General features: G+C 38.2%; 21 protein-coding genes and 1 pseudogene. 15 read left to right on the top strand and 7 right to left on the bottom strand.

What is annotated here, in order from left to right:
* Positions 1–7: 7 nt before the first annotated feature.
* The 7 genes and pseudogenes from N8O43_RS04890 to N8O43_RS04920 all read left to right on the top strand — a co-directional run.
* Positions 8–1,360, top strand: a pseudogene (locus tag N8O43_RS04890) (NADP-dependent glyceraldehyde-3-phosphate dehydrogenase); the annotation flags it as partial.
* A 272-nt stretch (positions 1,361–1,632) separates the two neighbouring features.
* Positions 1,633–3,561 (top strand): 1,4-alpha-glucan branching protein GlgB, encoded by a 1,929-nt coding sequence (glgB, locus tag N8O43_RS04895; RefSeq protein WP_261089637.1) that lies wholly within the window; start codon positions 1,633–1,635, stop codon positions 3,559–3,561.
* Positions 3,551–4,693, top strand: a complete 1,143-nt coding sequence (locus N8O43_RS04900; RefSeq protein WP_020902830.1) for a glucose-1-phosphate adenylyltransferase — start codon at positions 3,551–3,553, stop codon at positions 4,691–4,693. Before glgB ends, N8O43_RS04900 begins: the two co-directional genes overlap by 11 nt.
* A complete protein-coding gene (glgD, locus tag N8O43_RS04905) occupies positions 4,683–5,822 on the top strand; it encodes a glucose-1-phosphate adenylyltransferase subunit GlgD (RefSeq protein WP_261089638.1) in 1,140 nt (379 codons plus the stop codon). Before N8O43_RS04900 ends, glgD begins: the two co-directional genes overlap by 11 nt.
* Positions 5,819–7,252 (top strand): glycogen synthase GlgA, encoded by a 1,434-nt coding sequence (glgA, locus tag N8O43_RS04910; protein WP_261008978.1) that lies wholly within the window; start codon positions 5,819–5,821, stop codon positions 7,250–7,252. The genes glgD and glgA overlap by 4 nt, the downstream gene beginning before the upstream one ends.
* Positions 7,253–7,310: 58 nt before the next feature.
* A complete protein-coding gene (serB, locus tag N8O43_RS04915) occupies positions 7,311–7,955 on the top strand; it encodes a phosphoserine phosphatase SerB (protein WP_153209605.1) in 645 nt (214 codons plus the stop codon).
* Positions 7,956–7,963: 8 nt separating this feature from the next.
* Complete coding sequence (locus N8O43_RS04920; RefSeq protein ID WP_261008979.1) at positions 7,964–9,079, top strand: glycerate kinase; 1,116 nt, start codon at positions 7,964–7,966, stop codon at positions 9,077–9,079.
* Here the strand turns inward: N8O43_RS04920 and N8O43_RS04925 are convergent.
* Complete coding sequence (locus tag N8O43_RS04925) at positions 9,076–9,522, bottom strand: DUF1694 domain-containing protein (RefSeq protein ID WP_153209603.1); 447 nt, start codon at positions 9,520–9,522, stop codon at positions 9,076–9,078. The two genes, N8O43_RS04920 and N8O43_RS04925, sit on opposite strands and share 4 nt — an antisense overlap.
* A 163-nt stretch (positions 9,523–9,685) precedes the next feature.
* On the opposite strand from N8O43_RS04925, the gene eno reads away from it, so the two are divergent.
* On the top strand, positions 9,686–10,990 hold the full coding sequence (eno, locus tag N8O43_RS04930) for a surface-displayed alpha-enolase (protein ID WP_000022813.1): 1,305 nt from the start codon (positions 9,686–9,688) through the stop codon (positions 10,988–10,990).
* A gap of 149 nt (positions 10,991–11,139) precedes the next feature.
* On the opposite strand, the gene N8O43_RS04935 is transcribed toward eno, so the two are convergent.
* From N8O43_RS04935 to N8O43_RS04960, 6 genes are all read right to left on the bottom strand, one after another.
* Complete coding sequence (locus N8O43_RS04935; protein WP_084953880.1) at positions 11,140–12,303, bottom strand: tyrosine-type recombinase/integrase; 1,164 nt, start codon at positions 12,301–12,303, stop codon at positions 11,140–11,142.
* A 428-nt stretch (positions 12,304–12,731) separates the two neighbouring features.
* The gene (locus tag N8O43_RS04940; protein ID WP_050253743.1) at positions 12,732–13,298 is read right to left on the bottom strand and encodes a type II toxin-antitoxin system VapC family toxin; all 567 of its coding nucleotides are present in this window, start codon (positions 13,296–13,298) and stop codon (positions 12,732–12,734) included.
* Positions 13,291–13,644, bottom strand: coding sequence for an STAS-like domain-containing protein (locus N8O43_RS04945; protein ID WP_084953882.1), 354 nt, complete (start codon positions 13,642–13,644; stop codon positions 13,291–13,293). The genes N8O43_RS04940 and N8O43_RS04945 overlap by 8 nt, the downstream gene beginning before the upstream one ends.
* Positions 13,645–13,671: 27 nt before the next feature.
* Positions 13,672–14,532 (bottom strand): ATP-binding protein, encoded by an 861-nt coding sequence (locus N8O43_RS04950; protein WP_084953883.1) that lies wholly within the window; start codon positions 14,530–14,532, stop codon positions 13,672–13,674.
* Between the two features lie 75 nt (positions 14,533–14,607).
* A complete protein-coding gene (locus tag N8O43_RS04955) occupies positions 14,608–15,054 on the bottom strand; it encodes a hypothetical protein (protein ID WP_084953885.1) in 447 nt (148 codons plus the stop codon).
* Positions 15,055–15,085: 31 nt separating this feature from the next.
* Positions 15,086–15,694 (bottom strand): helix-turn-helix transcriptional regulator, encoded by a 609-nt coding sequence (locus N8O43_RS04960; RefSeq protein ID WP_239822413.1) that lies wholly within the window; start codon positions 15,692–15,694, stop codon positions 15,086–15,088.
* A 203-nt stretch (positions 15,695–15,897) separates the two neighbouring features.
* On the opposite strand from N8O43_RS04960, the gene N8O43_RS04965 reads away from it, so the two are divergent.
* The 7 genes from N8O43_RS04965 (at position 15,898) to N8O43_RS04995 (ending at position 19,832) form a co-directional block, all read left to right on the top strand.
* A complete protein-coding gene (locus N8O43_RS04965; protein WP_023947491.1) occupies positions 15,898–16,098 on the top strand; it encodes a helix-turn-helix transcriptional regulator in 201 nt (66 codons plus the stop codon).
* The gene (locus N8O43_RS04970) at positions 16,079–16,378 is read left to right on the top strand and encodes a hypothetical protein (RefSeq protein ID WP_261222930.1); all 300 of its coding nucleotides are present in this window, start codon (positions 16,079–16,081) and stop codon (positions 16,376–16,378) included. The genes N8O43_RS04965 and N8O43_RS04970 overlap by 20 nt, the downstream gene beginning before the upstream one ends.
* Positions 16,379–16,888: 510 nt before the next feature.
* Positions 16,889–17,179, top strand: coding sequence for a hypothetical protein (locus N8O43_RS04975; RefSeq protein ID WP_000208536.1), 291 nt, complete (start codon positions 16,889–16,891; stop codon positions 17,177–17,179).
* 198 nt (positions 17,180–17,377) lie between these two features.
* On the top strand, positions 17,378–17,581 hold the full coding sequence (locus N8O43_RS04980; RefSeq protein WP_084953892.1) for a hypothetical protein: 204 nt from the start codon (positions 17,378–17,380) through the stop codon (positions 17,579–17,581).
* A 13-nt stretch (positions 17,582–17,594) separates the two neighbouring features.
* Positions 17,595–17,861: a hypothetical protein gene (locus N8O43_RS04985; protein ID WP_084953893.1), complete on the top strand. Its 267-nt coding sequence runs from the start codon at positions 17,595–17,597 to the stop codon at positions 17,859–17,861.
* Positions 17,862–17,869: 8 nt separating this feature from the next.
* Positions 17,870–18,385: a hypothetical protein gene (locus tag N8O43_RS04990; protein ID WP_084953895.1), complete on the top strand. Its 516-nt coding sequence runs from the start codon at positions 17,870–17,872 to the stop codon at positions 18,383–18,385.
* Entirely contained in the window at positions 18,378–19,832 is a 1,455-nt protein-coding gene (locus N8O43_RS04995) for a virulence-associated E family protein (RefSeq protein ID WP_084953896.1), read from the top strand. The genes N8O43_RS04990 and N8O43_RS04995 overlap by 8 nt, the downstream gene beginning before the upstream one ends.
* The last annotated feature ends 108 nt before the right edge of the window (positions 19,833–19,940 follow it).

The raw sequence follows: 19,940 nt of genomic DNA on the forward strand, positions 1-19,940 counted from the left end.
AGTACATCTAAATCAAGAAGAATTAGGGACTGTTCCAGCTATGACTCAGGCAGAAGTAGATGAGGCTATGAAAGCTGCGCGTGCAGCCTTGCCTGCGTGGCGAGCTTTATCAGCAGTTGAACGTGCGGCTTATTTACACAAAACAGCAGCTATTTTAGAACGTGATAAGGAAGAAATTGGTGCTATACTTGCCAAAGAAGTATCAAAAGGGATTAAAGCGGCTATTGGAGAAGTGGTACGTACTGCAGACTTGATTCGCTATGCTGCTGAGGAAGGTCTCCGTATCACCGGACAAGCAATGGAAGGTGGCGGTTTTGAAGCAGCAAGTAAAAACAAATTAGCCGTTGTCCGTCGCGAGCCAGTTGGAATCGTGCTAGCTATTGCTCCCTTTAATTATACAGTTAATTTATCTGCTTCTAAAATTGCACCTGCCTTGATTGCAGGGAATGTAGTCATGTTTAAGCCACCAACACAAGGTTCTATTTCTGGGCTCTTGCTGGCTAAAGCGTTTGAAGAAGCAGGGATTTCGGCAGGTGTTTTCAATACTATTACGGGTCGTGGTTCAGAAATTGGGGATTATATCATTGAGCACAAAGAAGTCAATTTTATCAATTTTACAGGCTCAACTCCTATCGGAGAACGTATTGGTTGTTTAGCTGGTATGCGTCCTATCATGTTGGAGCTTGGTGGGAAAGATGCAGCTCTTGTACTAGAAGATGCAGATTTGGAACACGCTGCCAAGCAAATTGTTGTGGGTGCCTTTAGCTATTCAGGTCAACGTTGCACGGCCATTAAACGTGTTATTGTTCTCGAAAGTGTCGCAGATACATTAGCTACTTTGCTTCAAGCAGAGGTTGCTAAATTAACAGTTGGTGATCCATTCGACAATGCTGATATCACACCAGTTATTGATAATGCTTCAGCGGACTTTGTTTGGGGCTTGATTGAGGATGCACAAGAAAAAGGAGCTCAGGCTCTTACACCAATCAAACGCGAAGGCAATCTTCTATGGCCAGTGCTTTTTGACCAAGTTACAAAAGATATGAAAGTAGCATGGGAAGAGCCATTTGGTCCAGTTTTACCAATTATTCGTGTGGCTAGTGTAGAGAAAGCTATTGCCTTTGCCAATGAATCTGAATTCGGCCTTCAATCATCAGTCTTTACAAATGATTTCAAAAAGGCATTTGAAATCGCTGAAAAACTTGAAGTGGGAACAGTCCATATAAATAATAAAACCCAGCGTGGTCCAGATAATTTCCCATTCCTTGGTGTCAAAGGTTCTGGGGCTGGAGTGCAAGGAATTAAATATAGCATTGAAGCGATGACAAATGTCAAATCCATTGTTTTTGATGTGAAATGAAATTTAAAATCAGGAAATTCGTTTCCTGCTTTATTTTTTTACTTAAAATCATATTTTTGTTGGCAAAATAACGAACTTTATGATAGTATTATTAAAAAACAATCTGTTTTCAAGGTTTTTCTGAAAATTCTTGATTTACAAGTGAACACATCAGTGAATTTGTTGAAGACTTTCAAAAGAATTTTTTGCAAATTCCGTAATTTACTTGAATCTTCCCTAAAAAGGTAGTATAATAAATCTATAGAAAACGCTTACAGAAAATAGGAGGTATTATGGATAAAAGAGAAGTTTTGCGCACCTTTATGACAGGTGAGAATTTTCACCTTCAGCATTATCTAGGAGCTCATAGAGAAGAAAAAAATGGTGAGTATGGCTACACTTTTCGTGTGTGGGCACCTAATGCTCAGGCTGTACACTTGGTAGGGGATTTCACCAATTGGATTGAAAATCAAATTCCAATGGAACGGAACGAATTTGGAGTCTGGGAAGTCTTTACCAGTCTTGCTTACGAAGGCCAAATTTATAAGTATCATATCACACGTGCAAATGGTCATCAGCTTATGAAGATTGATCCTTTGGCTGTAAGGTATGAGGCACGACCTGGTACTGGGGCTATTTTAACAGAAATTCCAGAGAAAAAATGGAAAGATGGACTTTGGTTAGCTCGTAGAAAACGCTTGAGCTTTGAAGAGCGTCCCGTCAATATTTACGAAGCTCATGCTGGCTCTTGGAAGAGAAATCCTGATGGTAGTCCTTTTAGTTTTGCTCAATTGAAAGATGAACTCATTCCTTACTTGGTCGAGATGAACTATACTCACATTGAGTTTATGCCCTTGATGTCTCATCCTCTTGGATTGAGTTGGGGTTACCAGCTTATGGGTTACTTTGCTTTAGAGCATGCCTATGGTCGCCCTGAGGAATTTCAAGATTTTGTTGAGGAGTGTCACTTAAACAATATTGGGGTTATTGTGGACTGGGTACCTGGTCACTTCACTATTAATGATGATGCCTTGGCCTATTATGATGGAACACCGACTTTTGAATATCAAGACCATAATAAGGCTCATAACTACGGTTGGGGCGCACTCAATTTTGACCTTGGAAAGAATGAAGTCCAGTCCTTCTTGATTTCTAGTATTAAGTTTTGGGTTGACTTTTACCATTTGGACGGTATTCGTGTGGATGCAGTGAGCAATATACTCTATCTAGATTACGATGATGCCCCATGGACGCCTAATAAAGATGGGGGCAATCTCAACTACGAAGGCTATTATTTCTTAAAACGTTTGAATGATGTCATTAAACAAGCTCATCCAGACGTTATGATGATAGCTGAGGAAAGTTCATCAGCTACTCAGATTACTGACACCAAGGATTCAGATGGTCTTGGCTTTGACTACAAATGGAATATGGGCTGGATGAATGATATCCTCCGATTCTACGAAGAAGATCCGATTTACCGTAAATATGACTTTAATCTGGTGACTTTCAGCTTTATGTATGTTTTCAATGAAAACTATCTCCTACCATTCTCGCACGATGAAGTGGTTCATGGCAAGAAGAGTATGATGCACAAGATGTGGGGAGATCGCTACAATCAATTCGCAGGCTTGCGCAATCTCTACACTTACCAAATTTGTCACCCAGGTAAAAAATTGCTCTTCATGGGTAGTGAATATGGGCAATTCCTAGAATGGAAATCTGAAGAACAGTTGGAATGGTCAAACCTAGAAGATCCAATGAATGCTAAGATGAAGTATTTCACTTCTCAGCTAAACCAGTTTTACAAAGACCACCGCTGTCTGTGGGAAATTGATACCAGCTATGATGGTATTGAAATCATCGATGCGGATAATAGAGACCAGAGTGTTCTTTCCTTCATCCGTAAGGGTAAGAAGGATGATATGTTAGTCTGTATCTTTAATATGGCACCTGTTGAACGAAAAGATTTTACAATCGGACTTCCTGTTGCAGGGATTTACGAAGAAGTCTGGAATACTGAGTTAGAAGAGTGGGGAGGCGTTTGGAAAGAACATAATCAAACTGTTCAAACGCAAGAAGGACTATGGAAAGATTATGAGCAGACCTTAACCTTTACCCTACCGGCTATGGGAGCAAGTGTTTGGAAAATTAAACGTCGCTTGAAACCTACTAAAACCGTCACAAGTAAAAACCAAAAAGGAGTAGAAAATGAAGAATGAAATGTTAGCTTTGATTCTTGCTGGTGGGCAAGGAACTCGTCTCGGTAAACTCACTCAAAGCATTGCAAAACCAGCTGTGCAATTTGGTGGGCGCTACCGTATCATTGACTTTGCTCTTTCAAACTGTGCCAACTCAGGCATCAACAATGTTGGAGTCATTACACAGTACCAACCACTTGCTCTCAACAATCATATCGGGAATGGTTCAAGCTGGGGACTAGATGGTATCAATTCTGGTGTCTCTATTCTTCAACCTTATTCTGCCAGTGAAGGAAATCGTTGGTTCGAAGGGACTAGTCACGCTATTTACCAAAATATCGATTATATCGACAGTGTCAATCCTGAGTATGTTTTGATTCTGTCTGGGGACCATATCTACAAAATGGATTATGATGATATGCTCCAGTCTCACAAGGATAATAATGCTAGCTTGACAGTAGCGGTTTTAGACGTCCCTCTTAAAGAAGCTAGTCGTTTTGGTATTATGAACACAGATGCCAATAACCGCATTGTTGAATTTGAAGAAAAACCAGCTCAACCTAAATCTACCAAAGCTTCTATGGGGATTTATATCTTTGATTGGCAACGTCTCCGCAATATGCTTGTTGCTGCTGAAAAGAGCAATGTCGATATGTCAGACTTTGGTAAGAATGTCATTCCAAATTACCTTGAGTCAGGTGAAAGTGTCTATGCCTATGAATTTAATGGTTACTGGAAAGATGTTGGTACGATTGAATCGCTTTGGGAAGCGAACATGGAGTACATTTCTCCAGAAAATGCTTTGGATAGCCGTAACCGTCAATGGAAGATTTACTCAAGAAACCTAATTTCACCACCAAACTTCCTTGGGGCAAATGCTCACGTGGAAGATTCCTTGGTTGTTGATGGCTGTTTCGTAGATGGAACTGTTAAACATTCTATCCTCTCAACAGGTGCGCAAGTTCGCGAAGGGGCAGAAGTAGTAGATTCAGTTATCATGAGTGGTGCAATTGTTGGTCAGGGAGCTAAAATCAAACGTGCCATTATTGGTGAAGGTGCAGTTATTTCTGATGGTGTCGAAATTGATGGAACAGAAGAAGTACAAGTTGTAGGATATGATGAAGTAGTGGGGGTAGCAACAGATGAAGATTGATAAATATTCTGCCATTTTAGGAAACACAGTTGGTTTTCATGATATGTCAACACTGACAGACCACCGTCCAGTAGCTAGTTTGCCATTTGGTGGTAAATATCGCTTGATTGACTTCCCGCTTTCAAGTCTTGCTAATGCTGGTGTCCGTAGTATTTTTGGTATTTTCCAACAAGACAATATCAGTTCAGTCTTTGACCATATCCGTTCAGGGCGTGAGTGGGGATTGTCAACTCTTCTTAGCCACTACTATCTAGGTATTTACAATACCCGTGTGGAAAGTAGTACAGTTGGAAAAGAATACTACCAACAGCTTCTTACTTATTTGAAACGTTCTGGCTCAAACCAAACAGTGTCACTTAACTGTGATGTTTTAATTAATATTGATTTGAACCAAGTTTTCCATCTACATAGTACAACAAAAGGGCCAATCACTGTAGTTTATAAAAAACTACCTAAAAAAGATATTTCAGAAGTAAATGCAATCTTGGAAGTGGATGAAACAGACCATGTTCGTTCTCATAAACTCTTTGATAACAAGTCAACAGATGAAGTTTACAATATGTCCACAGATATCTTTGTCGTTGATACCCCTTGGTTGATTGAACGCTTGGAAGAAGAAGCTAAGAAAGAACATCCAGAGAAATTACGCTATGTTTTACGTGATTTGGCTGCAAAAGAAGGGGCTTTTGCCTACGAGTACACAGGTTATCTGGCAAATATTCATTCTGTAGAGTCTTATTACCAAGCTAACAAAGATATGCTTGAGTCACACAAATTCTACTCACTCTTTACTCCAAACCAAAAGATTTATACAAAGGTCAAAAACGAAGAACCAACTTACTATGCTAACACATCTAAGGTAAGCACTTCTCAGTTTGCCTCTGGTAGTATTATTGAAGGTCAAGTGGCTAATTCTGTTTTATCACGTAATATTCATGTTCATAAGGATAGCTTGGTTAAAGATAGCATCTTATTCCCTCGTGTTGTTATTGGAGAAGGTGCTCAGGTAGAATATTCTATCTTGGACAAGGGTGTTGAAGTTGCGGATGGAGTTGTGATCCGTGGAACTGCAGAACATCCAGTCGTCGTTAAGAAAGGTAGCAAAGTAACAGAGGATATTCATTCATGAAAATTTTATTTGTAGCAGCAGAGGGTGCACCCTTTTCAAAAACAGGTGGTTTGGGAGACGTCATTGGCGCTCTTCCCAAATCACTAGTAAAAGCTGGGCACGAAGTTGCAGTGATTTTACCCTACTATGACATGGTAGAGGCTAAATTTGGAAATCAAATTGAAGATGTTCTTCATTTTGAGGTGAGTGTTGGTTGGCGCAGACAGTACTGTGGGATTAAGAAAACAGTCTTAAACGGTGTGACCTTCTACTTTATTGACAACCAATATTATTTCTTCCGTGGTCATGTTTACGGTGATTTTGACGATGGGGAACGTTTCGCTTTCTTCCAACTGGCTGCCATTGAGGTTATGGAAAGGATTGACTTTATTCCTGACCTTCTCCATGTTCATGATTACCATACAGCCATGATTCCTTTCTTGTTGAAGGAAAAATACCGTTGGATTCAAGCCTATCAAGGAATTAAAACTGTTTTAACCATTCATAATTTGGAATTTCAAGGACAATTTTCAGAAGGAATGTTATGGGATTTGTTTGGAGTCGGCTTTGAACGTTATGCTGATGGTACCCTTCGCTGGAACAACTGTCTGAACTGGATGAAAGCTGGTATTCTTTATGCAGACCGTGTTTCAACCGTTTCGCCTAGCTATGCTCATGAAATTATGACCAGTCAGTTCGGATGTAACTTGGATCAGATTCTTCGAATGGAGTCTGGCAAGGTATCTGGTATCGTGAACGGGATTGATGCTGACCTGTATAATCCTCAGACGGATGCTCTTTTAGATTATCATTTCAATCAGGAAGATTTGTCTGGAAAAGCCCAAAATAAGGCAAAATTGCAAGAGAGAGTTGGCTTGCCAGTTAGAGCTGACGTTCCACTGGTGGGAATTGTTTCTCGTTTGACACGCCAAAAAGGTTTTGATGTGGTGGTGGAAAGTCTGCATCATATCTTGCAAAATGATGTTCAGATTGTTCTTTTGGGAACTGGTGATCCAGCCTTTGAAGGAGCTTTCTCATGGTTTGCTCAGATTTATCCTGACAAGTTATCAGCAAATATTACTTTTGATGTCAAACTTGCTCAAGAAATCTACGCTGCTTGTGACCTCTTCCTCATGCCGAGTCGTTTCGAACCGTGTGGCTTGTCTCAGATGATGGCTATGTGTTACGGAACCTTGCCATTGGTCCATGAAGTTGGTGGGTTGCGAGATACCGTTAAAGCCTTTAATCCAATTGAAGGAAGCGGTACTGGCTTTAGCTTTGACAATCTATCTCCTTACTGGTTGAATTGGACTTTCCAAACAGCTTTGGACTTGTATAGAAACCATCCTGATGTTTGGAGAAGTCTACAAAAACAAGCTATGGAGTGTGATTTCTCATGGGATACAGCCTGCAGGTCATACCTTGACTTGTACCATAGTTTAGTTAATTAATAGATAAAATCGTATGATGACTTCATACGATTTTTGGGCTATTTAGAGAGGAGAACTGATGTCTCAAGTAAAAGGTTTGTGTGTTATGGATGTTGATGGAACCTTAATCCTAGAAGAAATGATTGATCTTTTGGGTAGAGAGGCAGGTCGTGAGGAGGAAATTTCGCAGATTACAAGTCGGGCAATGCGAGGAGAGTTGAACTTTGAAAGCAGTTTACGAGACAGAGTGTCCTTCTTGGAAGGCCTTCCTATTTCGGTCTTTGATAAAGTCTTCAAGTCTATTCATCTATCGCCAAATGCACAGAAATTTATTTCCATTCTCCAAAAGAATGGAATCCTAGTAGGTCTGGTGTCCGGTGGTTTTACTCCAATAGTTGAGAGATTAGCAAAATCTCTTGGAGTTGCCTATTTCTCTGCCAACCAACTTGAAGTCAAAGATGGTCTTTTAGCAGGAAAATTAGTTGGACAAATTATCAATCCCGAGATCAAAAAAGAGACTCTGGAAAAATGGAGAGAGGAACTAAAACTTCCTCAAGAAAGAACTGTTGCAATCGGTGACGGGGCTAATGACTTATTAATGTTGAAGTCAGCAGGACTGGGAATTGCTTTTTGTGCCAAAGAAGTACTGAAACAAGAAATACCAAACCATGTTGACAAGAGGGATTTTTTAGAAGTTCTTCCCTTGATTGACTGTTTAGAATGAGGTGAAATATGAAGATTGTAATTGCACCAGATTCATTTAAGGAAAGCTTGACAGCTCAACAGGTAGCTGAAGCAATAAAAAGAGGCTTCCAACAATCGATAGCAGATGTAGAATGTCTCCTCTGCCCTGTTGGTGATGGGGGAGAAGGTACAGTAGATTCCATTCGACATTCTCTTGACCTTGAAGAAAAATGGATCAAAGTTACAGGACCTTTTGGACAAAAAGAAGCCATGCGCTATTTTCAAAAAGAACCACTAGCCCTATTTGAAGTTGCCGACTTGGTTGGCCTTGGAAAAATTCCGCTAGAGAAACGAAATCCACTTCAAATCCAAACTTGTGGTATTGGAGAGTTGATTCGTCATCTCATTGCTCAAGGGATTAGAGAAATCTATATCGGTGTTGGTGGCACGGCCAGTAATGACGGAGGAATTGGGATCGCTGCTGGTTTAGGTTATCGATTTTATGATAGGGATGGAAATGTATTGCCCGCTTGGGGTCAGTCCTTATTGAAATTAGCTTCTGTTTCAAAAGAAAATCGCTATGAAATTCCTGAAGATGTTCAAATTCGTATTTTAGCAGATGTCGTAAGTCCCTTATGTGGTCCTCAAGGTGCGACCTACACGTTTGGCAAGCAAAAAGGTCTAGATCCTACTATGTTTGATGCCGTAGATCAAGCGATCCAAGATTTTTATGAAAAAGTCTCCCCTGCAACATTGGAACTTAAAGGAGCAGGAGCTGGTGGAGGCATTGCTGGCGGTTTGTGTGCCTTTGCTCAGGCAAATATCGTGTCGGGAATTGATACCTGCTTGAACTTAATTAACTTTGATAAGAAAGTTTCACATGCTGACTTGGTTGTTGTAGGAGAAGGAAGGCTAGATAGTCAAAGCTTATCAGGTAAAGCGCCTATTGGTGTTGCAAAAAGAACCCCTGTCGGAGTTCCTGTCATTGCTATTTGTGGTAGTCTTGCTGAGGATTTACCTCCTTTACCATTTGAAAATATCCAAGCTGCCTTTTCTATTTTGGAGAAAAGTGAACCTTTAGAAGATAGTCTGAAAAATGCCAGTTTCTATTTGGAGCACACGGCTGCCAATATAGGGCATTTATTAAATATGCGCAAGATTTAGCCAAACCATTTCTTCCATAAGGATGTTTTGGATGGTTCTTCCTTTTTAACTTCCCAAAGTTTTGCAAAAGCAAGTCGAAGATTCTTTTCTTCTACTTGAACTGGTGCATTGCTATGGATAATCAGGCCAAAAGGAGAAGAAGTATGCTCTTCAGATACAATGGTAGCTTGACTATCAGTTTCTTTAGCTTCTTTTAAGTAGAAAACTTGCTTGTCAAATTCGATATTTGGAGAAATCTTTACAAATAGTGGCTCTGCTTTTTCCTGAAGGTTTTCTAAAATAGATAAAAAGCCTTTTTCTAGCTGAGGGCTATTTGCTGTGTCAATATCTGCATATCCAAGAACTCTTTCCTCAAAGGTACCAAGATAGCGTCTTTGCTCATCCGGATTTAATTTTGCTCCACCATGAGCTTTTTCAAGTAATTGTTTTGATAAATCTGTCATGAAAACAGTATATCATAAAAGTTAGAATAAAACAGACAAAAGAAAGCGATTACTTCATAAAGTTAAGGAAAATTTGCACAAAGATAACGTTTTTTCTTGAAAAAGGAGGGGTTTTAAGGTATTATAGAGGTGTAAAAAATTTAACTCATAAGGAGAGTAAAAAATGTCAATTATTACTGATGTTTACGCTCGCGAAGTCCTAGACTCACGCGGTAACCCAACACTTGAAGTAGAAGTTTACACTGAATCAGGTGCTTTCGGACGTGGTATGGTTCCATCAGGAGCTTCTACTGGTGAACACGAAGCAGTTGAACTTCGCGACGGTGACAAATCTCGTTACGGTGGTCTTGGTACACAAAAAGCTGTTGACAACGTAAATAACATCATTGCTGAAGCTATCATTGGCTACGATGTACGTGATCAACAAGCTATCGACCGTGCTATGATCGCTCTTGACGGTACTCCTAACAAAGGTAAATTGGGTGCAAACGCAATCCTTGGTGTGTCTATTGCTGTAGCTCGTGCTGCTGCTGACTACCTTGAAATCCCACTTTACAGCTACCTTGGTGGATTCAATACTAAAGTTCTTCCAACTCCAATGATGAACATCATCAACGGTGGTTCTCACTCTGACGCTCCAATCGCTTTCCAAGAATTCATGATCTTGCCAGTTGGTGCGCCAACATTTAAAGAAGCTCTTCGTTACGGTGCTGAAATCTTCCACGCTCTTAAGAAAATCCTTAAATCACGTGGTTTGGAAACTGCCGTAGGTGACGAAGGTGGATTCGCTCCTCGTTTCGAAGGAACTGAAGACGGTGTTGAAACTATCCTTGCTGCGATCGAAGCTGCTGGATATGTTCCAGGTAAAGACGTATTTATCGGATTTGACTGTGCTTCATCAGAATTCTACGATAAAGAACGTAAAGTTTACGACTATACTAAATTTGAAGGTGAAGGCGCTGCTGTTCGTACATCTGCAGAACAAATCGATTACCTTGAAGAATTGGTTAACAAATACCCAATCATCACTATCGAAGATGGTATGGATGAAAACGACTGGGATGGTTGGAAAGCTCTTACTGAACGTCTTGGTAAGAAAGTACAACTTGTTGGTGACGACTTCTTCGTAACAAACACTGACTACCTTGCACGTGGTATCCAAGAAGGTGCTGCTAACTCAATCCTTATCAAAGTTAACCAAATCGGTACTCTTACTGAAACTTTTGAAGCTATCGAAATGGCTAAAGAAGCTGGTTACACTGCCGTTGTATCACACCGTTCAGGTGAAACTGAAGATTCAACAATCGCTGACATCGCAGTTGCAACTAACGCAGGACAAATCAAGACTGGTTCACTTTCACGTACAGACCGTATCGCTAAATACAACCAATTGCTTCGCATCGAAGACCAACTTGGTGAAGTAGCAGAATATCGTGGATTGAAATCATTCTACAACCTTAAAAAATAATCTAATTTCTAGATTAGAAGGCGTCAAGCCTTTAAACTAAGCACTTTGGGGCGCTTTCCCTTAGTGCTTTTTCTAATTTTACTACCCTTTTAGTTACCCTTAACTGATTTTAGGTATAGTAAGAGGGTAGTCACTGATCGTGACACCCTTTATAAATTATTGATGGCTGTTTCATAATTTGAGACAGCTTTTTTTGCGTTTTCTTGGTTTGTATGCCAGTAAACATTTTCAGTCACTAATAAGTTAGAGTGTCCCAATCTGTATTGGACATCTTTAGGGCTAGTCTGAGCGTATAACATCATAGTGGTGTGTGTATGGCGGAAACCGTGAAATGATACATTCGTTACACCAGCATTCTCAAAATGCTTATTTAGGCGTTTGCGTAAGTTGCAAGCATAAGCATATTTTTCTGTAAATACAGAGAATACGACCGTTTCAGTACGACCTAATTTCCAAGACTGAATTTGTTGACGATTTTTGTATTGTTTAAGTAAAAGTAAGGTTGTTCTGTCTATTGGTATATCACGATAACCAGCGCTTGATTTAGGTGAGTTTATTTCTTGATAGCGGTTTAGTGTCTTATTGATACTGATAACACCGTTTTCTAGGTCAATATCAGACCACTCAAGGGCTAATGCTTCACCGATACGACAACCAGTGGCCAATAAAGTCTTGTATAGGACAACATCAAATAGGTTTTCATAATTTGATTGATCCAGAGTATCTAAATAATTCAGAAACTGTTTTAATTCTTTGTTGTCTAAGTATTTTACAGTAGACTTTTCTTTTTGCTGTTTGCGTGGAACGATGACATCATTAGCTGGATTGTATTGTATTACCTGAATAGCTACGCCATACTTCAAAATACGCTTATTCATGTTGTGAAGTAAGGAGTAGTTAGCAAACGCCCCTTTTTCGCCTTTATTGGCCTTGTCAGCCCATTTATTTACTTGCTGTTGAAGAATAGGCGTGGTCAGCTTATCTAGCTTGTAATCGCCAAATACAGGCAATAAATGAACTCTAACCAATCCATCCATAGATTGACGAGTATTGGGCTTAACTGTATTCTTGTAACTATCCCACCAAACTTTTACCAATTCTTCGTATGTTGTGATTGTTGGTTTATCTTTAACTGTATACCCGTTAGAAGCAAAAGCATTAATGGCCTCTCTAGCTTTGATTTTAACGCCTGTTTTTGTTTTGGCCGTAACTGTAGTTCTAGCTTTCTTTCCTGTAAGTTTATCAACTCCAAGATACACGCTTGCTCGATATACGATAGTTCCATTTTTCTTTTTGCATTCTGTAATCTTCATGGTTTACTCCTTTTCCATCAGCAGGCAAGCAATTAGAAAAGATTTTGAGTTTATACCATGCGAGGTGCTACGAGAACCCCCTTATTTTCGTTTTTAAGTAGTCAGACGGTAAATAATACCAGAGTTGGAAACAAGGCGGATATGGGGCTTATATAGGCTTGAAGCTCGAACGAAGCTCGAGAATCCACGCGCCTTTGTTGGTATAATCGGACTTTTCGGCTACCCTAAAAGAAAAATATTAGGGATGAGGTTCCAGGGATTTTTAATAAACTAAAAGCCCTACTCATAAGAGCAGGGCTAGAATTGTCCTCCTGGGACAGTATCATATATTTTGTCGTCAAGCGACCTTATGATTTTATTCTAACCCTAATTTTAAGAAAAGTCAATAAAAATAAACGATATGTAATATTTGAAGAGCGTGAGGATTTTTAATTGTTTAAATTTGTATAAACGATTAAAGGCGCTCGAGATTCGAGAAAATCCCTGTCATGAGTTACAATACCAAAAGAATTTTTTGTTGCCAAATAATAAAAAATTGCATCATTGTAATCTTTGAGGTTGTACTTACTTGGTTCTATATTTTTTAGTTCATTATGATCTATGTTTATCAATTTAGCATCGTTCAATATAATCTCAACTTGTTTTAAACTCTCATTAAAAACACTCTCATATTCAGATGTCTTTTGAAATCCTCGTTTGTATTCAAACTCTACATCATCGATGCTTTCTCCATTTTCTTCACGAATAGACAAATTCTCCTGATAAACTTCAAATGCATTACGACATTTTCGATTGATATATTCAGAAATAGTTAATGTTGTGACATATAAAGTCAAGTCATTTTCTAACGAATATTCCCAAAGCTTATCATATCTAAATCTATTTTCGCCACCAAACAAATCCAAAAGGACATTTGTATCAACTAGGATATCCCTACGAGGAAGTCTTGAATTAAGATTGTTTATAGTAGCTTTTACAAAATTAAGATTAGGCATTTTGTTCCTCTATTTCTTGATACATTTTATTCATTTCTGCTTTGTACTGTTCTCTTTTTGTAGTACTATTTTCTATTGAGTAATTGATACAATCCATAAAAAGCTCATTTATATCCTCATTATATCGTATTAAATCTTTGTATTCTGTTAAATTAATTACATCAAAAAGTTTTCCAAATGCTTTATTTGTAAATGATGGGATAACAGTTTTTATATCAGAAAAATCAACTGTTACCGGTTCTTTATTGGATACTTTTTCTACCAAAATTTTATAGAGAAGTAAACCTTTATCACTACTAGTTGCTAACTTACTTCCAATAACCTCTTTTACATTTACTATTTCCATATTTTTTCCTCCATTTTCTTTCTTTCATTATAACATTTTATTACATTGTTCGATATCAAAATCAAAGATAATCAGTGTTCCGTGTACACTGTATTCTAAATTTCTATAAGATAAACTCCCATCTTGTTTGATATGAAAATACGAATGATTAGAAAATAATTTCATAGATGCTTTTTTTGATATTTTTTCTTGTATATAAGCTAACCCGACCCCACTATCTGTGTCAGATTCTAATTCTTTTGTTGTGTTTCCTTTTGTAAAAGCCCATTTAATGGCTTCTTTTTCGCTAGATAAGCTTTTTTTACTTAAAATATAATTTGGTAAGCCGATTCCAGTATCTGCAATAGCAAAACGTATTTTATTCATGTTTGGGTAGTGTTGCCCGCACATTATAACATTATCTGCACCAGAATGTTCTAAAATATTATGTACAAGCTCGAAAATGAAAATAGAGATTTCATTACGAAAAATAGGTTCGATTTCAGACTCGATTTTTGCAAGAAACTTATTTTCAATGTACTCATCGACAGCATCTTCATCCTTACAAGGAATCTTAGATAATTGGATTACTGTATTTTTATTATCTGATAATCCTGGAGCTAGTTTATATCGTTTAAAAAAGCCATTTCGCGATAACAGATTCTGTGTACTTTGAGGCAACGATTTGTAATTGGCTTGAACATCATAATCTCTATTATGTAAGCTTTCTACTACCATAGATAATAACACAGTCATTTCTCCGCTAATGAAATTCGTGTTGCTAAAATTGAGACGTATAACATCATTTTTTTCAAGTACTTCATTAATGTCAGAGTATTGACTATAAAATTTAGAGATATTTCTAAACTCAAAATTCAAACTTCTAGGTATATGAATATAATGCTCCATTATTTCACTCCTTTTTTATTTCCCTCTATACACGCTCAGACTGGACAAACTTTGAGAGCGTGGGGATTTTTTTGTTTATTCAAATCCTTTGAAACTCTCTAAAATTTTATCTTTTGAGTCTGTAGCATTGAGTACTAAAACAACATAATTCCCGTAGATATAAGCAGGGTGTCCGATTAACTCTTTTTCTTTTTTAGCTTCTTCAAACATCGGGTTTTTATCGTAATATTCATAAACCTCTACAGCAGTATCATCATCTAAGATAAACCCTTTCCCTGATTCGGCTTGAATAAGACTAGCTGATTTTTTTATTTCTTCTTTGATTGTGAATCCATTGCTTTCTAGCGCTTTTTTGAAATCGTCCAAGCTAGTAGCCTTTTTAGAAGCTGGTTTTTCAATTGCTTTGGTTTGCTCCGTTTTTGGTTGCTCCGAGCTATCTTTGGTAGTTGATTGATTGTTAGAGCAAGCTACTAGAACGGTAGCAGAGAGTAAAATAGCTGATGTGCTTAGTAGTTTTTTCATGGGTATTTTCCTTTTTAGTTCTCAAATGATATTAGTCATCTGATTCTTTTTCAATTGAAGAATAATTGTCTTTCCATGTTGAGCTATATTCAAATAATTGTTTGAAGTCATAAGTCTTAGCAATTTCCATTTCACTTTGATAGCCTGCTCCCATTGCAACCATCAAATATCTATTATTTATATTTGACATTGTTTTCATAAGATCTTTAATTTGCTCAATCTGATCATCAGAGAGATAAATAGAGTATTTTTCTATAAATTTTATAAAATCTTTGTCAAATGCTTGCGCAGTTTTTTCAACCTCCTTTCTTTGATTATGTAGAAGTCTGTTCCTAACAATAGATAAATAGTGATTTTTTAATTCTGGATTATTTTCTAAATCTTCTTTTTCAGTTGGAGTTAAAACATGATCTAGCTGTAACTCTAATTCATCTATTAATTCTTTTGGAACTTCATCATACCCCAACAGATACCCAACGCTTACCCCGAAGTAGTCAGCAAGTTGCTGGGCTTTTTCTGTTTTTATTTGACGTTCTTCATTCTCCCATCTTAAGATGGTTATTTTTGATACAGATATTTCATCAGCTAATTCCTGTTGTGTTAGCCCTTTTTGTTTTCTTAATTCTTTCAGTCTATTCATGTTTATCACACCTTTCATAGATGATTATATCTAATTTTTAGAAAAGTATCAATAAATGTTACAAAAAAATCAAAAAAAGAGTTGACAAATAACAAAAATGGATATATAATAAACGCGTAGTTATCCAAAACGGATACAAACCCTCCAACCTTTCACACTTTCAATCTATTCATGGAGGGACATTTTTAGAAAGGAGGAAACCTATGAGCAAATTAAAAGGCTATCGAGTTATGCTTGGACTAACTCAGCAACAGATGGCGGACAAGCTAGATATTTCTTTGCAATCTTATAATAACAAAGAGACAAAAAAGACGGCTTTTAATGACAAAGAACGTCTAGTGATTAAGTCAATGGTTGCAGAAATCAAACCAGATATAACCATAGATGAACTATTTTATAGTTAGAAAGGAGCGACCCAATCGCAATACTATTTTACATTTACAGATTTCTCATGTGGTGCTTTACCACTGGGGATTGACAACAAAAAGGAGCAAAGAAATGAACTTTAAAGAATTTAAAACATGGCTAGATGATGCCGTGAGTGTGGCTGAAGCTATGGCATTACCTGAAAATAAAGGGGTACTTGACGACTTGATAGAGAATACGGCCAATAACCTAGCTTTTATCGCTGAGTTAGTGGAAAGCCGTCAACTGATTTATAAAAAACCTAGACATGAAGATTAAAAACGACAACAAAAAAAGTCACTTGCTCAAATTTTGGTCGAGGAGAGCAAGCGACTGGATCAAGAATATAGATATTTTTTCTATATCTCAATTATAACAAAAATCAACTATTCAATCAATAACAACTAATGGCAGGCAAGCAATTAGAAAAGGTTTTGAAAAGTATAGAGCGCCAACTCTTTAAACTGGTCATCACTACATACGTTCGCCAACTTGAGGCAATAGCCCAGCGTTTGGAGTGGTGTCAATCCTGTATAGTAAAAAACAATTAAAAGGCAGAAAAGGAACAAGAAAAACTGTATAAGAAACAACTCAAAAAGCCCCACGCTCTCGGTCGGCAAACTTCTGAGCGTGAGGAACTTCATTGCAAGAAAAACTGTATAAGAAACAACCATTCAAAACCCCCACACTCGCCATCGCCCATCTTTGAGTGTGAGGATATCCAGTATAGTAAAAAGCATTAAAAAGCCATCGTGGCAAGTATAAAAAGATAGAAAAAAGGTAAAAAACATGACAACAAAAAAAGCAATATCAAGCCAACAAGTTCTATTATCGGCTAAGAAGCTAGCAGAATTAGGGAACGAATTAACCGACATCATGAATGTTTTAGAAATGAATAACCTAGCTCTTGAAGGACTTGAGTTTGCACTACAGAATGATACAACCACGTTCTTATGGCTTGCTAAAAAATACACTGATACAGCATACGCCCAGAATGAAAAGCTATACGATCGTCTAAATGAAATAGCCTTTTTGCTTTTGAACAATGACGACGCTAAAGAGCTGGAGGCAATGCAATGACACTAGACCTAGACAACATGACACAAGCAGAATTTGATAAATAAATGGCTGAAATCAAGGAGAGAAATCCGAACCTCTTCCAGTTTATTGCTGATTTTGTAGATCGATAAGTAAGCGCCGAAGAGGTGGACGACTTCCTGAAGATGGAGCGAACTGATTAAGTGGAATATATTAAGAATTACAAAGCGAGGGCATAAGATGAATGAATTAGATTTGACCAATACACAAGCGGTTGTCTTTATGATGGTATTGATTGGCTTACTGCTTTATCTAAACCACCTAGACCGCAAAAAAAGCGCCCAATTTGAGCGAGAAAACCAACAGACGATAGAAACACCTAGCGAGGATTTAAACCCTTACTACGGCCGTTATATCCAGCTTGCAGGTAAGATTCATAACTAGAAAGGAGTGTAATATGCAACTATTATCAAGAGAAGCAGAACTTGAATTACTGGAGAAAGTGGGAGATCACTTAGCTAAAAGGATGGAACTGGAAAAGCAACGTGATGACAACTGGGACTTGATTTCTAGGCCTGAGGTATTAGAGAAGTTAGGTATTAGTGGAACCACGTTAAATAATTGGCAGGAGCATGGTCTAAAATCGTTCCAGTCGCCTTTTGAAAACAGTAAGAAAATCTATTACCGTAAGAGTGATATTTACAATTTTCTTGCAGTAGATTAGGAGGTGCAATGAGAATAATAGAGTTGACTATATCCGTTGAGAAAATGCCCCTATTTGGCTTTCTCAAGTCAAATCCTACTCAAGTATGGAAGAATGGCAATCACTACAAATTTATCTACTTTGAGCCAATAGGCGAGGGCTTGACGGCTTTTCACTACAAAGGTTTGTATGTGGCAGTTAAAGACGAAAGTGAGGAAGTAGAGGGTTGGGAACTGACCAGAGATTTAGAAATAGGTTTGGCCAGTCCTGACTTGCTGACGATCCTGAAAGATTTAGAGGTAAACAAATTGACAGAGCAACGGCAGGGGCTTGGAGTGGAGTTAAAAGGCTGGGTTTTTGACCTGATTTGTAATGGCATTTATACCAGGTATGAGACTTCACTTTTTGTCCGACTGCTATTTGTGAATGGGTACAGTTTTGGCCAATTAGTGGACTTGTTTTCAGCAATCGTTAAACGGAAAGACTTAGCAAGCTACTTTCTAGAAGTAGCGACAAAATTCTATAAGGAGGTGGCTTTTGAATAGCAATGACATTGTAGATAAAATCATTGAAGAAGATAAGCAGAAAGTACCGCCTGAAGTGGTGGACTTGACCCAAGCAAGGGAGACCGATGAGGAACATAATAGCCTGAACTTGGCAAAGAAAGCAAGAGGCGATGGCTTTGCAGTCAACTTGGACAATCTCAAGAAGATTTTGAATGGAGATAGCAAACTAAAAGGGGCTATACAATACAACGTCTTTACTTATGAAATTGACGTAACTAAGCCTCTAAAACTCAATGGTAGAATCTTAGACGGCGTAATTGATGACTTGATTATCAGAGAAATTAGGGTTTATATTGCTACCAAGTATAAGCTGGACTATAAAAAGTCGGACATAGCGGATATCTTAGAAGTGGTGGCTGGAGAACATAGCTACAACCCCTTAAAAGACTATCTGGAATCATGCGAAAACGAGTATAAAGTGTTAGTGAATCAGCGTGATCCCTTTGATATTCTGAGGCATTATCTGAATATCAAGGATGATGAATATAACCGTATTATCGTGGACTTGTTTTTCCGTGGAGCAGTTGCCAAGGTATTTGACCCCTCTATCAAGTTTGACTTTGTGCTGGACTTGACTGGAAGGCAGGGAGTAGGAAAGACCCAATTTTTTGAGGGGCTATTCACTCACAAGTATTTTACAACCGTTGAGACTTTCACAGACAAAGACGACAAGGCCAGAATGGTGAGAAACTGGTGTGTCTTTGATGATGAGATGGTGGCCAGTAAAAAGGCTAGTTTTTCAGAATTGAAGAAATTCATCACAGAAACCAAGCTGGAGTTTAGACCGCCTTACGCCTCCAGCGACAGGCGATTGCCTAAGAGTTTTATTATTGTGAGGGCAACCAATGACCATGATTATTTAAACGACCTGACAGGGGAAAGGCGCTTTCTAGTTGCGGAAGTCCACAAGGACATCGCCTATAAGGGCAGAAAGTGGACGGAAAAAGACCGTAGAGCCTTTTGGGGTGCTATGGTGGTAGCTTGGAAGGCTAATAAGTCTTTGACCCTGACAGACGAGCAAGAAAAGCTAGTAAACGAGGTTAGAAGCCGATATAGGTTTGTTGATGAAATTCTTGAAGATTTTGAACGTTATCTAGATACACCGTACCCAAAAAATATGTATCAATTCCCAATTACTGATAGGACAAGATACTACTATATCTATGACATGATGAATAATGGCTATCACGTTGGAAGTAATGGTATAGAAATCTCTTTAGATACGGATAAATATGGGGAGTTGGTGGAAAGGGACAAAGTGGCAGTTAATTTATTCTTTACAGAGGTGTATTTGAACAACTCGCCAAATCCAAAAGATAAAAACAAGGTTAAGAAGATCATGCAAAATAAAGACGGTTGGGAAGCAAGGGAATCCTTGAGATTTGGCAAAAGTATCAAGCGCGGATTTGCTAAAATAAAAAAATAAAGTGTAGGCAGTGTAGTCAAAAGATAAAAAAACGGCTACACTGAAAACCCTTGATACTGTAGGGGTTTCAAAGAGGTGTAGACAAGACGAAAAAACGGCTACACCCCT

It is taken from the genome of Streptococcus mitis (assembly GCF_946190335.1).
In the GTDB taxonomy this organism is placed as follows: domain Bacteria; phylum Bacillota; class Bacilli; order Lactobacillales; family Streptococcaceae; genus Streptococcus; species Streptococcus mitis_CH.

Bases quoted from the DNA above. Each gene is read 5' to 3' on its own strand.
- glgB (WP_261089637.1), top strand. From the start codon at position 1,633: ATGGATAAAAGAGAAGTTTTGCGCACCTTTATGACAGGTGAGAATTTT.
- N8O43_RS04900 (WP_020902830.1), top strand. From the start codon at position 3,551: ATGAAGAATGAAATGTTAGCTTTGATTCTTGCTGGTGGGCAAGGAACT.
- glgD (WP_261089638.1), top strand. From the start codon at position 4,683: ATGAAGATTGATAAATATTCTGCCATTTTAGGAAACACAGTTGGTTTT.
- glgA (WP_261008978.1), top strand. From the start codon at position 5,819: ATGAAAATTTTATTTGTAGCAGCAGAGGGTGCACCCTTTTCAAAAACA.
- serB (WP_153209605.1), top strand. From the start codon at position 7,311: ATGTCTCAAGTAAAAGGTTTGTGTGTTATGGATGTTGATGGAACCTTA.
- N8O43_RS04920 (WP_261008979.1), top strand. From the start codon at position 7,964: ATGAAGATTGTAATTGCACCAGATTCATTTAAGGAAAGCTTGACAGCT.
- N8O43_RS04925 (WP_153209603.1), bottom strand. From the start codon at position 9,522: ATGACAGATTTATCAAAACAATTACTTGAAAAAGCTCATGGTGGAGCA.
- eno (WP_000022813.1), top strand. From the start codon at position 9,686: ATGTCAATTATTACTGATGTTTACGCTCGCGAAGTCCTAGACTCACGC.
- N8O43_RS04935 (WP_084953880.1), bottom strand. From the start codon at position 12,303: ATGAAGATTACAGAATGCAAAAAGAAAAATGGAACTATCGTATATCGA.
- N8O43_RS04940 (WP_050253743.1), bottom strand. From the start codon at position 13,298: ATGCCTAATCTTAATTTTGTAAAAGCTACTATAAACAATCTTAATTCA.
- N8O43_RS04945 (WP_084953882.1), bottom strand. From the start codon at position 13,644: ATGGAAATAGTAAATGTAAAAGAGGTTATTGGAAGTAAGTTAGCAACT.
- N8O43_RS04950 (WP_084953883.1), bottom strand. From the start codon at position 14,532: ATGGAGCATTATATTCATATACCTAGAAGTTTGAATTTTGAGTTTAGA.
- N8O43_RS04955 (WP_084953885.1), bottom strand. From the start codon at position 15,054: ATGAAAAAACTACTAAGCACATCAGCTATTTTACTCTCTGCTACCGTT.
- N8O43_RS04960 (WP_239822413.1), bottom strand. From the start codon at position 15,694: ATGAATAGACTGAAAGAATTAAGAAAACAAAAAGGGCTAACACAACAG.
- N8O43_RS04965 (WP_023947491.1), top strand. From the start codon at position 15,898: ATGAGCAAATTAAAAGGCTATCGAGTTATGCTTGGACTAACTCAGCAA.
- N8O43_RS04970 (WP_261222930.1), top strand. From the start codon at position 16,079: ATGAACTATTTTATAGTTAGAAAGGAGCGACCCAATCGCAATACTATT.
- N8O43_RS04975 (WP_000208536.1), top strand. From the start codon at position 16,889: ATGACAACAAAAAAAGCAATATCAAGCCAACAAGTTCTATTATCGGCT.
- N8O43_RS04980 (WP_084953892.1), top strand. From the start codon at position 17,378: ATGAATGAATTAGATTTGACCAATACACAAGCGGTTGTCTTTATGATG.
- N8O43_RS04985 (WP_084953893.1), top strand. From the start codon at position 17,595: ATGCAACTATTATCAAGAGAAGCAGAACTTGAATTACTGGAGAAAGTG.
- N8O43_RS04990 (WP_084953895.1), top strand. From the start codon at position 17,870: ATGAGAATAATAGAGTTGACTATATCCGTTGAGAAAATGCCCCTATTT.